Origin of the sequence: Streptomyces himastatinicus ATCC 53653, assembly GCF_000158915.1 — a bacterium.
GTDB lineage: Bacteria > Actinomycetota > Actinomycetes > Streptomycetales > Streptomycetaceae > Streptomyces > Streptomyces himastatinicus.
Window position 1 is genome coordinate 4838199 of record NZ_GG657754.1, and the last position, 8136, is coordinate 4846334.

Sequence of the window (8136 nt, forward strand, 5' to 3'; positions counted from 1 at the left end):
GGCACGATCGGCGTCTGGGTGCTGCTGGTGATCGTCCTCCAGTTGCGCAGGCACGCCTCGGCGGACGAGCGGGATGTACGGGCTGACCGCCGCGGTCGCCTCGTCCGCCCTCACCGTGATCGCGGCAGGCCACCTGGCCGCGGTCGCCGAGTCCTCGGACGCCGTGGTGGTGGGCGCGGCCGCGGTCGCCGTGGGCACGCTGGCGCGCGCACTGCCGCTGCCGACGCCCGCCGCCGTCGTCCTCGGGCTGCTCGCGGCGGCCGGGGCTGGCGTCGGGGCCGGGCACCTCACCGGCACCGGGACCGGCACGGCCGCCGTGCTGGGGCTCGCGGCCGGGGCATGTGCGCTGGTGGGGCTGCGGGTCGCGGCGTACGACTACCCCTCCCGCTTCGTCCACATGACGGCCGGAGTGGCCCTGCCCCTGGCGGCCGCCGCCCCCGCCGTATACGTCCTGGGCCGCGCGCTGGTGTGATCCGCCGGGGGTCCGATACGCCAGGTATCTGGCGTACCAGGCCCCCGGATGCTTACTCCGGTTAGGCTCGCTGCGTCAGGCAAGGGCCTGAGCGAGAGCCTGGGGGATCTACGTACATGCGCGCACTACGCATCACACTGATCATCGCCGTGATACTCGGCGGCCTCTTCGTCGGCGCCGACCGGGTTGCGGTGTCCATGGCGGAGTCCAAGGCCGCCGACAAGATCAAGAGTTCGCAGGGGCTGACGACCACCCCCAGCGTCTCCATCAAGGGCTTCCCGTTCCTGACCCAGGTCGCGGGCAAGGAGCTGGACGAGGTCGACGTCGGCGTGGACGGGCTGACGACGGACGCGGGCGGCGGGACCACCGTCCGCGTCTCGGAGCTGAACGCCCAGCTGCACGACGTCCGCATCGGGGGGAACTTCTCGTCGGCCACCGCGGACCGGGCCAGCGGCTCGGCCCACATCTCCTACGCGGACCTCTCGCGGGCCGCGGGCCCCGGGGTCACGGTGGGCTACGACCCGACGGGGACCAATCAGGTCAAGATCACCGGGAATCTGCTGGGCTTCAGCCTCAGCGCCCGCTCCAGCGTGACGATCGTCAACGGCGACACGATCAAGCTGCACGCCGAGCGCATCCCCGGCGGATCCATCCCGCAGTGGGAGGACAAGGTGCGCGAGCGCACCGACATGGAGCGGAAGATCGACGGCATGCCGCGGGGCATGCGGCTGGAGACCGTGAAGACCGACAAGGACGGCATAGACGTCTCGGTCGCGGGTAAGAACGTCGCGTTGACGGGCTGACCCGTCCGGCACGGACCGCCTCAGGACCGTCTCGGGGCCACGTGGAGTCCACGTAACGAGACGATCATGTCCGCGATGACAGACACCGACGGCCGCCGGACACCCCGGCGGCCGTTGTCCGTGGGCGTTCACACTCCTCCGCGTTCACATCGCGGACATAAGCGTCTCACTATGCGACACACCGGTGACATGCCCGCCCGTCCGTCCTTACGATCGGACCCATGAAGCGACAGGCGGATCTCACGAAGCGGCGGGCAGTCGACCTGTGCCGCGTCGCCGCCATGCTCTGTCGCGCCGTCTGAACCGAGGGACGCGCGCGGCCGCCGCAGCTTCGGCCCCGCTCCCTCCGGCCCGTCTGCCGGGCCGTCCCGCACTCCGCTCGTACGCTCGCGACCAGGCTCCGCGTCAGCACCGCGCGTCGAGCGCCCGTACCGCCGCAACTGCCCCGGAGGAGAGATACATGAGCCGCAGTGACGTCCTGGTGGACGCCGACTGGGTTGAGGCCCGCATCGATGACCCCAAGACGGTCATCGTCGAGGTCGACGAGGACACGTCCGCCTACGACACGAACCACATCAAGAACGCCATCCGGATCGACTGGAAGCAGGACCTCCAGGACCCGGTGCGCCGTGACTTCGTGGACCAGGCGGGCTTCGAGAAGCTGCTGTCCGAGAAGGGCATCGGCAACGACGACACCGTCGTCCTCTACGGCGGCAACAACAACTGGTTCGCTTCGTACGCGTACTGGTACTTCAAGCTCTACGGCCACCAGGACGTGAAGCTCCTCGACGGCGGCCGCAAGAAGTGGGAGCTGGACTCGCGCGAGCTGGTCGCCGAGGTCCCGTCCCGCGAGAAGACCGACTACAAGGCCAAGGAGCAGGACAGCTCGATCCGCGCCTTCCGCGACGACGTCGTGGCGGCCATCGGCAGCCTGAACCTGGTCGACGTCCGCTCGCCCGACGAGTTCTCCGGCAAGCTGCTCGCCCCGGCGCACCTCCCGCAGGAGCAGTCGCAGCGCGCGGGCCACGTGCCGAGCGCCCGCAACATCCCGTGGTCGAAGTCGGCCAACGACGACGGCACCTTCAAGTCCGACGAGCAGCTCAAGGAGCTGTACGAGGGCGAGGGCGTCGACCTGTCGAAGGACACCATCGCCTACTGCCGCATCGGTGAGCGCTCCGCGCACACCTGGTTCGTGCTGCACGAGCTGCTCGGCCAGACCAACGTCAAGAACTACGACGGTTCCTGGACCGAGTACGGCTCGCTGGTCGGCGTGCCGATCGAGCTCGGCGCCAACAGCTGACCCCTCTCCTCCCGAAAGTTAAGGACAGACACATGTGTGGAGCGCAGACAGGCGGCCCCGACGCCTCGACCATCAAGCCCGGTGAGACCACGATCCAGGGCCAGGTGACCCGCGACGGCGAGCCCGTCACCGGCTACGTGCGCCTCCTGGACAGCACGGGCGAGTTCACCGCCGAGGTTCCCACCTCCGCGACCGGACAGTTCCGCTTCTACGCCGCCGAGGGCACCTGGACGCTGCGCGCCCTGGTCCCGGGCGGCACCGCCGACCGCACGGTCGTCGCACAGAAGGGCGGGCTGGCGGAGGTCGCCATCGCCGTCTGACGCCACACCACGCGTGGTACGCAGGAGGGCCGCATCCCGGGGTTGGACGCCTCGGCGGGATGCGGCCCTTCCGCTTGGTCCACGGCCTTTCGCCTATCGGCGCGATGGCCCCGGACGTATCCTGGCCTTATGTACGCGCGACGCCGCCACGCATACTTCTTCCTGATGGGCGCGTGTCTGACGCTCTTCATCTCGGCATGGGCCTTTGTGCGTCTGTGGTCCGTCCCCGCCGCCGTCGCGATGTGCATCGTCGCGATGGTCATCCCGCCGGTGGCGGCCATCGTCGCCAACCGCCGGGGTCCGCAGGACCGCTGGTGGGACGAGTCGGGGGACGAGGAGTCTGACCGGTGGTGGCGGGAGCTGGACGACCACTACCACCGGCACTGAGACCCACCGGCACGGAGACCCACCGGCACGGAGACCAATGGCGCCGAGACGCGGAGACCGGGCCCCGGGGTCAGTAGACCAGCGCCTGCACACCGTCCGGCATGATCTCGCTCACGAAGACCTGCGCCCCCGCGATCCGCGCGCCCTCGATCAGATCCGCCTCGTCGATCTCCCGGCGCGCCGCGCACTGGCTGCACACCGTGATCGTCCCGCCCGCCAGAATGCCGCTGATCAGCTCCGGCAGCGGCGCCGCGTGCGGCAGCGAGAAGTCCGCCGCCCGGCCCGGCAGCGCGAACCACGTCGACTCGCCGGTCAGCCACAGCGAGACCTCGACCCCGCTCGCCACGGCCACCGCCGCCACCGTGAACGCCTGCGAGCACCGCTCGGGCGCGTCCGCGCCCGCCGTCACCTTGATCACGAGCTTGTTCGCCATGCCCCAAGCCTAGGCTCGCCGGTCCGGCGACTAGACTCGGTCCCGGTCCGTCATCCGTTACGAGGAGCAGCTCGTGCTTGAGGCAGTCTTCACCACCCTGTTGATCCTGGTCATCGTGGCCAGCCTCGGTTTCGTCGGGCTGACCTGGAAGAAGCTCTACCAGGGCCAGCGCTGAGCGCTCCCGCCCTCATAACGCCCCCGCCCGCCTAGCGACGGATCGTCTGAACCCATGATCGAGATTCCCTCCGACCTCCACCCGGACCTGGTGCCGCTGGCCTTCCTGCTCGGCAACTGGGAAGGCGCAGGCGTATCGGACTTCCCCGGCGCCGAGAAGTGCAACTTCGGGCAGGAAGCGACCTTCACCCACGACGGCCGCGACTTCCTCGAGTACATCTCGCACACCTGGGTGCTGGACTCCGAGGGCAAGAAGGTCCGCCCGCTGGAAAGCGAGTCCGGATACTGGCGGATCGACAAGGACCGCAAGGTCGAGGTCGTCATGATCCGCGACCAGGGCGTCGTCGAGATCTGGTACGGCGAGCTGGCGGACGGCAAGCCGCAGATCGACCTGGCGACCGACGCCGTGGCGCGTACCTCCGCCTCCGGCCCGTACTCGGGCGGCAAGCGGCTGTACGGCTACGTCAACAGCGACCTGATGTGGGTCGGCGAGAAGGCCACCCCCGAGGTCGAGCTGCGCCCGTACATGTCCGCGCACCTGAAGAAGGTCGTCGACCCCCGCGAGTGGGCCAAGGACCTCAAGGACCTGCCGGACGACGGGATCGCCTTCTTCCGCTGAGCGGGGCTCAGCGGGGCCCTCAGCCGCTCCAGCCGAGCGCGACCGCGCCCCGGTGCCGTGCCGCCTACACTGGCACCGTGGCGACCACCGACTGGAAGACCGATCTGCGGGAGCGCGGCTACCGGCTCACCCCGCAACGCCAGCTCGTGCTCGAAGCCGTCGACAGCCTGGAGCACGCCACTCCGGACGACATCCTCACCGAGGTGCGCCGTACCGCGAGCGGTGTGAACATCTCCACCGTCTATCGCACGCTGGAGCTGCTGGAGGAGCTGGGCCTCGTCAGCCATGCCCATCTCGGGCACGGCGCCCCCACGTACCACCTGGCCGACCGGCACCACCACATCCATCTGGTGTGCCGGGACTGCACGGAGGTCATCGAGGCCGATGTCTCGGTCGCGGAGTCCTTCACCCGGCAGCTGCGGGCGTCCTTCGGCTTCGACACCGACATGAAGCATTTCGCCATCTTCGGTCGCTGCGCCTCGTGTTCCGCGGCCCACCGCGCGCAGGACACGGACAAGAGCCGCACGCCCACGTCGTAGGGTGAAACGCATGAAGAGCCCTTTGCTGTCGCTGCCCGGCGCCGTCCCCGGCGAGGGCCCCGACGAAGGCGTCGCCGCCCACTACGGCGACCTGTTCCGCGAGCAGCGCGCGCTCGCCGACGGCACCGGCTTCGTGGACCTCTCGCACCGCGGGGTCGTCACGGTCACCGGTGCCGACCGGCTGAGCTGGCTGCATCTGCTGCTCACCCAGCACGTCAGCGAACTTCCCGCCGGTGAAGCCACCGAGGCGCTGATCCTCTCCGCGCACGGCCACATCGAGCACGCGCTCTACCTCGTCGACGACGGCGAGACCACCTGGGCCCATGTGGAGCCCGGCAGCCAGGGCGATCTGATCGCGTACCTGGAGAGCATGAAGTTCTTCTACCGGGTCGAGATCGCCGACCGCACCGAGGAGTACGCGGTCGTCCACCTCCCGGCGGGCAGCATCGCCGAGACCCCCGGGTCCGCCGTCGCCCGCGAGACCGCGCACGGCCGCGACCTGTTCCTGCCACGCGCCGGCCTGGAGTCCTTCGCGGCGGCGAGCGGCCCGGCGATCGGCGTCCTGGCGTACGAGGCGCTGCGCGTCGAGGCGCACCGGCCGCGGATCGGCCTGGAGACCGACCACCGGACCATCCCGCACGAGCTGGGCTGGATCGGCACCGCGGTCCATCTCCAGAAGGGCTGCTACCGCGGCCAGGAGACGGTCGCCCGGGTGCACAACCTGGGCAAGCCGCCGCGCCGCCTGGTCTTCCTCCACCTCGACGGCAGCGAGGTGAAGCTGCCGGGCCACGGCGCGCCCATACGGCTCGCGGCGGACGGCGAGGACGGCCGCCAGCTGGGCTTCGTGACCTCCTCGGCCCGCCACCACGAGCTGGGGCCGATCGCGCTCGCGCTGGTGAAGCGGAACGTACCGGTGGACGCGGAGCTGATCGCGGACTCCACGGCGGCCTCGCAGGAGACGGTCGTCGAGCCGTAGCTGCTAGACCTCGACGATCACCGTGAACGGGCCGTCGTTCGTGAGCGAGACCTTCATGGCCGCTCCGAACCGGCCCGTCTCCACGTGGGCGCCCAGCTCCCGCAGCCGTGCCACCACCTCGTCCACCAGCGGTTCGGCGACATCGCCGGGCGCCGCCGCGTTCCAGGTGGGCCGACGGCCCTTGCGGGCGTCCCCGTACAGCGTGAACTGGCTGATGACCAGCAGCGGAGCGTCCAGGTCCGAGCAGGACTTCTCGCCCGGCAGGATGCGTACGGACCACAGCTTGCGGGCCAGCTGGGCCGCCTTCTCCGGGGTGTCGTCGTGCGTCACCCCGACCAGGACGCACAGCCCGTGCCCGATGATCTCCCCGGTCGTCTCGCCGTCCACGACGACGCTCGCCCCGTCCACTCTCTGTACCACAGCACGCATACGGACCATCATGCCCTGCGCCCATCGGGGCCGATCGGGTGGACGGCCGCTGCACAGGGGGCATTCGGGGTGGCACGATGCGTGCAGGCGGTGCAGGTGGGCAGGAACTGCGGGAATGACGCATCGCTGGAGGGGACGGACAAGGATGATCACACCGGGCACCGAGCGGGCCCATGGCCACCGAGAGCCCGCTGCCGGCGCAGCCGCCGAGCCAGCGCGGCGGCCGGCTGGCCGACGCCGAGGCCGTGCCGTCGGCGGCGGTGCCGTCGGCGGCGGTGCAGTCGGCGGGGGCGGCGTCGAAGGGGGCGGCGGGGACAGGGACCCTGGGCGGCCGGATCGACATCCTCCGCGCCGAGCTGGCCCGCCGCCGCGAGCCGGGGGCGCCGGTGGCGGCGGACGGGCCGTCGGCGGAGCCCGCGGAGCTGGTCGAGCTGCTGCCCAAGATCCTGGCGGACGTCCCGTCCCGGCACCGCACCTCCGCCCGGCATGTGACGCTCGGCACCCCGCACAGCGCGGAGTACGAGCGGCTGGCCGAGGAGATGCTGGCCGAGATCGGCCTGTCGGACCTCCCGGCGCGCACGGACGAGGAGCTGCACGGCGCGATGGGCCGCCTGGAGGGGTACGAGCAGCAGGTGTCCCGGCGGCGGCATGGACTCCAGCGCACCGCCGACCAGTGCAGTGCCGAGATCGCGCGCCGGTACCGCGAGGGCGAGGCCCAGGTCGACGACCTGCTCTCGTAGTCGGTCCGCCGCGCATCCACAGGCTGGGGATAAAAAATCGCGTGCGGCCGGTCTCGGCGGCCGCCTAGCGTGGCCGCATGGCCGCCCACATCCGCACCTCCCTCGACGTGTCCGACCTCCCCAACTGGCTGCGCGCGATGCACACCGGCTTCCTGCGGTCGCCGGATGTCTCCAAGGAGGAGCTGGAGGTGCGGCGGGCGGGCATCGACCTGGACCGCACCCAGGGGGCCTTCGACGGGGACCGCTGCGTCGCCACCTTCCGCAGCCACGACCAGCGGCTGACGGCGGTCGGCGGGGCCGACGTACCGGCCGACGCGATCACCAACGTCACCGTGTCGCCCACCCACCGCCGCCGGGGCCTGCTCAGCCGGATGATGGAGCACGATCTGCGGGCCGCCAAGGAGCGCGGTGACGCGGTGGCCTCGCTGCTCGCCGCCGAGTACCCGATCTACGGGCGGTACGGTTTCGGCCCGGCCACCTGGGTCACCGAGTGGTCGGTGGACGTCGCCCGCGCCGGCCTCGATCCGCGCTACGCCGGGCCCGGCTGCGGTGGCCGGGTCGACTACGCCGACGCCGACGAGGTACGCGAGCTGGGCCCCGCCCTGCACGAGCGGCTGCGCGCTCGGACGCACGGCGTCATCGACCGCACCGAGCGCTGGTGGAAGCTCAACACCGGTCAGCTCCGGTTCCCGGGCGACGGCTGGCCCGCCGAACCGTTCCACGTCCTCTACCGCTCCCCCGAGGGCTCCGTCGACGGTCTGCTCGTCTTCACCGCCGACGACCGCTGGGAGGGCAACAAGCGGCCCCAGAACACCGCCACGGTCCTCAGCCTGATCGGCGTCACCCCGGCGGCCGAGCGCGCGCTGTGGCACTTCCTGTGCTCCATCGACTGGGTCCTGCACATCGCCACCGGCAGCCGCGCCCCGGACGACCTGCTCCCGCTG

The 8136-nt window shown here is 71.0% G+C and carries 13 protein-coding genes; 11 read left to right on the forward strand and 2 right to left on the reverse strand.

Annotated features, from left to right (window positions below; all coding sequences use genetic code 11):
* The first annotated feature begins 73 nt into the window (after positions 1–73).
* The 6 genes from SSOG_RS20220 to SSOG_RS20240 all read left to right on the forward strand — a co-directional run bounded on the left by SSOG_RS20220 (position 74) and on the right by SSOG_RS20240 (position 3282).
* Positions 74–472 (forward strand): hypothetical protein, encoded by a 399-nt coding sequence (locus SSOG_RS20220; RefSeq protein ID WP_009716107.1) that lies wholly within the window; start codon positions 74–76, stop codon positions 470–472.
* A 116-nt stretch (positions 473–588) separates the two neighbouring features.
* Positions 589–1275, forward strand: coding sequence for an LmeA family phospholipid-binding protein (locus tag SSOG_RS20225; protein WP_009716108.1), 687 nt, complete (start codon positions 589–591; stop codon positions 1273–1275).
* Between the two features lie 221 nt (positions 1276–1496).
* Complete coding sequence (locus tag SSOG_RS58460; protein ID WP_350962106.1) at positions 1497–1577, forward strand: putative leader peptide; 81 nt, start codon at positions 1497–1499, stop codon at positions 1575–1577.
* 158 nt (positions 1578–1735) lie between these two features.
* The gene (locus SSOG_RS20230; protein WP_009716109.1) at positions 1736–2575 is read left to right on the forward strand and encodes a sulfurtransferase; all 840 of its coding nucleotides are present in this window, start codon (positions 1736–1738) and stop codon (positions 2573–2575) included.
* Between the two features lie 32 nt (positions 2576–2607).
* Complete coding sequence (locus SSOG_RS20235; RefSeq protein ID WP_009716110.1) at positions 2608–2895, forward strand: DUF1416 domain-containing protein; 288 nt, start codon at positions 2608–2610, stop codon at positions 2893–2895.
* Between the two features lie 129 nt (positions 2896–3024).
* Positions 3025–3282 (forward strand): DUF3099 domain-containing protein, encoded by a 258-nt coding sequence (locus SSOG_RS20240; RefSeq protein WP_039938152.1) that lies wholly within the window; start codon positions 3025–3027, stop codon positions 3280–3282.
* 70 nt (positions 3283–3352) lie between these two features.
* Here SSOG_RS20240 and SSOG_RS20245 read toward each other — a convergent pair whose 3' ends face one another.
* The gene (locus tag SSOG_RS20245) at positions 3353–3715 is read right to left on the reverse strand and encodes a DsrE family protein (protein WP_009716112.1); all 363 of its coding nucleotides are present in this window, start codon (positions 3713–3715) and stop codon (positions 3353–3355) included.
* A gap of 229 nt (positions 3716–3944) precedes the next feature.
* Between SSOG_RS20245 and SSOG_RS20255 the strand changes: the two genes are divergently transcribed.
* From SSOG_RS20255 to ygfZ, 3 genes are all read left to right on the forward strand, one after another.
* Complete coding sequence (locus SSOG_RS20255; RefSeq protein WP_009716113.1) at positions 3945–4508, forward strand: heme-binding beta-barrel domain-containing protein; 564 nt, start codon at positions 3945–3947, stop codon at positions 4506–4508.
* 77 nt (positions 4509–4585) lie between these two features.
* Positions 4586–5047, forward strand: a complete 462-nt coding sequence (locus SSOG_RS20260; RefSeq protein WP_009716114.1) for a Fur family transcriptional regulator — start codon at positions 4586–4588, stop codon at positions 5045–5047.
* A 10-nt stretch (positions 5048–5057) separates the two neighbouring features.
* Entirely contained in the window at positions 5058–6023 is a 966-nt protein-coding gene (gene ygfZ, locus SSOG_RS20265; protein ID WP_039941414.1) for a CAF17-like 4Fe-4S cluster assembly/insertion protein YgfZ, read from the forward strand.
* A gap of 3 nt (positions 6024–6026) precedes the next feature.
* On the opposite strand, the gene dtd is transcribed toward ygfZ, so the two are convergent.
* Positions 6027–6452 (reverse strand): D-aminoacyl-tRNA deacylase, encoded by a 426-nt coding sequence (dtd, locus tag SSOG_RS20270; protein WP_009716116.1) that lies wholly within the window; start codon positions 6450–6452, stop codon positions 6027–6029.
* 173 nt (positions 6453–6625) lie between these two features.
* On the opposite strand from dtd, the gene SSOG_RS20275 reads away from it, so the two are divergent.
* Together SSOG_RS20275 and SSOG_RS20280 are read left to right on the forward strand one after the other, a co-directional pair.
* Positions 6626–7192, forward strand: coding sequence for an RsiG family protein (locus tag SSOG_RS20275; protein ID WP_009716117.1), 567 nt, complete (start codon positions 6626–6628; stop codon positions 7190–7192).
* A 77-nt stretch (positions 7193–7269) separates the two neighbouring features.
* The coding region (locus SSOG_RS20280) for a GNAT family N-acetyltransferase (RefSeq protein WP_039938157.1) at positions 7270–8136 on the forward strand (867 nt) is incomplete at its 3' end.